Source organism: Limosilactobacillus balticus (assembly GCF_014145615.1).
GTDB classification, from domain to species: domain Bacteria; phylum Bacillota; class Bacilli; order Lactobacillales; family Lactobacillaceae; genus Limosilactobacillus; species Limosilactobacillus balticus.
This window is the reverse complement of sequence record NZ_JACIVH010000072.1, coordinates 1-3,046: the sequence shown is the minus strand read 5'-3', so window position 1 is coordinate 3,046 and position 3,046 is coordinate 1. Positions and strand designations below refer to the sequence as shown.

General features: G+C 41.6%; 1 protein-coding gene. It reads right to left on the bottom strand.

From position 1 onward, the window contains the following. The coding region (locus H5S10_RS08065; RefSeq protein ID WP_325064753.1) for a mucin-binding protein at window positions 1-3,046 on the bottom strand (3,046 nt) is incomplete at both ends.

The window sequence follows — 3,046 nt, the reverse complement described above, 5'->3', positions numbered from 1 at the left end:
GGTTCGCCAGGAGTTGCCGGCTTTTCTGGATTGTAAGTCGTTGTTCCGTGTTTCATCACAACTGTGTAAACCTGAGTCTTGCCCATGTCATCATCAAAGGTTGCGTCTGCGGGATAATTACTGCTTACAAAGACATAACCTTGGTCTTCCAATTGCTTGATTGTAGCTGCAGTACTGTAGTCGATCTTAGTACCGGATGGACCAGTTAAGTCCCCCGAAGTCGTAATCAACTTATCGTTTTCGCTTTGATCAACGTAATTTACAATCGCGGTTTCGGTATTATTGTAAATTACGGTCGTATTTTTAGTTGGGTCGTTCGGGGTAACAGTTGGCACGCTTGGAACATAACCCGGAATATCAGGAACTGGTTCATTTGGTGTCACCTTAGTTGGATTATTTGGATCATTAGTATATGGCGGTTGAGGTACATTAGGAATTGGCTTCCCACTCGGGTCGACCGGAATAATCTTACCAACTTGATGGTAGATAACTGTTTGGGTAACATTTGGATCTGTAATTTTTGCAAGCAAGCCACCAGCTGTTGCCGTATCTGCTACATAACCCTTAATTACTGGCACTTTAACGTTACCAAATTGGTAGCTTTCTTGGTTCCACTTACCTTGTGTGATTACTTTACCAGTTTGGGTATCAATAACGTTACCTGAGTAAGTAAAGTCAGTATGATCAACAACCGCCTTGGCTAACTCATTACCATTTTCATCGACGAACTTAACAGTTTGTGATCCTGGAATATTTTGTTGGTCAACAATCTTCGTCCCATTACTTACTAAGTCAACAGTTACATCAATATTATTACTGTTATTAGTGACGGTAATGTTCTTAACAGCTCCATCATCAGACACATTATCTGCAGTGACATTTTGGCCCGCGGACATAGCAGAAAACGCATCAACATGGTAGCCATCCAGACTTGGAGCAGGATAGCCATTCAAGGTTGCTTCATCCTTAGTAGATCCATCAGCTGTCCAAGTTAAGTGACCTTGTTTAACCTGACCATTTTCAGTAACAATTTGGCCATTTACAACATCAACCAGTTGTTTGAGGACTTTATCCCAGTAACCAGTAGCTGTAAATCCAGCACTTTCTGTCTTCATCGGCAACTGGTCTGATGCCTTACCGTTAACCATATAATTAACTGTTCGCGTGATTGTCTTAGTGACTGTTAAATCATGCGGGTTGTTCTTATTTACCTCTTCAATGCCGTGTTTCATCACAATGATATAACGTTGTGGTTGGTTATCTTGATTATCAAAGAGGTCGCCTTGCTTAAAGGTTGAACTGACATAAACGTAGCCGATCTTCTCCAAACTACTAATTGCACTATCAATTCCGTTAAAGGTAATCGCCGTTCCTTGGTCTCCCTGCTCCATAAAGGCCGTCATAATTCCTGATACTTCAATTTGCTTATTATCATTGTCTTGGTCAACAATTGTTAAGTCGGCCTGTTGAATTTGCTTATATACAACGGGGGTATCTTTACCAGGATCAGTTGGGGTTACGGTTGGTACAGTTGGCGTGTATCCTGTGATTTTTGGAACTGGCTCATTAGGAGCTACGGTTGTTGGGTCATTAGGACTTGTTGGGTATTGCGGATGCGGGACATTCGGAATCTCTTTACCATCTGGAGTGGTTGGAATAATATGACCATTTGGATAGTAAGTTACCGTTGTCGTTAAATCATCCATCGTTACCTTTTGTGCGGGAACGATCGCTTTATCAGCATGGTAGCCTTCTACAACTGGAGTTTTAACATCGTCATAAGTTGTCTTGTTAGGTTTCCATTCCGTTGTACTAATGATTTTACCTGTAATGTTATCAACTGTAATTGACCGCGTCCATTGCGCGTTTTGAATATTATTAGCAGGAGTCTTGCCACCCGCACCTTCATAGTGAACAGTCGATGTTACATCCTTACTATAATCAACATCCTCCTTAGTCACCTTTGGACCATCGGGATAGTTAGGATTAATTGGTTCGCCAGGAGTTGCCGGCTTTTCTGGATTGTAAGTCGTTGTTCCGTGTTTCATCACAACTGTGTAAACCTGAGTCTTGCCCATGTCATCATCAAAGGTTGCGTCTGCGGGATAATTACTGCTTACAAAGACATAACCTTGGTCTTCCAATTGCTTGATTGTAGCTGCAGTACTGTAGTCGATCTTAGTACCGGATGGACCAGTTAAGTCCCCCGAAGTCGTAATCAACTTATCGTTTTCGCTTTGATCAACGTAATTTACAATCGCGGTTTCGGTATTATTGTAAATTACGGTCGTATTTTTAGTTGGGTCGTTCGGGGTAACAGTTGGCACGCTTGGAACATAACCCGGAATATCAGGAACTGGTTCATTTGGTGTCACCTTAGTTGGATTATTTGGATCATTAGTATATGGCGGTTGAGGTACATTAGGAATTGGCTTCCCACTCGGGTCGACCGGAATAATCTTACCAACTTGATGGTAGATAACTGTTTGGGTAACATTTGGATCTGTAATTTTTGCAAGCAAGCCACCAGCTGTTGCCGTATCTGCTACATAACCCTTAATTACTGGCACTTTAACGTTACCAAATTGGTAGCTTTCTTGGTTCCACTTACCTTGTGTGATTACTTTACCAGTTTGGGTATCAATAACGTTACCTGAGTAAGTAAAGTCAGTATGATCAACAACCGCCTTGGCTAACTCATTACCATTTTCATCGACGAACTTAACAGTTTGTGATCCTGGAATATTTTGTTGGTCAACAATCTTCGTCCCATTACTTACTAAGTCAACAGTTACATCAATATTATTACTGTTATTAGTGACGGTAATGTTCTTAACAGCTCCATCATCAGACACATTATCTGCAGTGACATTTTGGCCCGCGGACATAGCAGAAAACGCATCAACATGGTAGCCATCCAGACTTGGAGCAGGATAGCCATTCAAGGTTGCTTCATCCTTAGTAGATCCATCAGCTGTCCAAGTTAAGTGACCTTGTTTAACCTGACCATTTTCAGTAACAATTTGGCCATTTACAACATCAACCA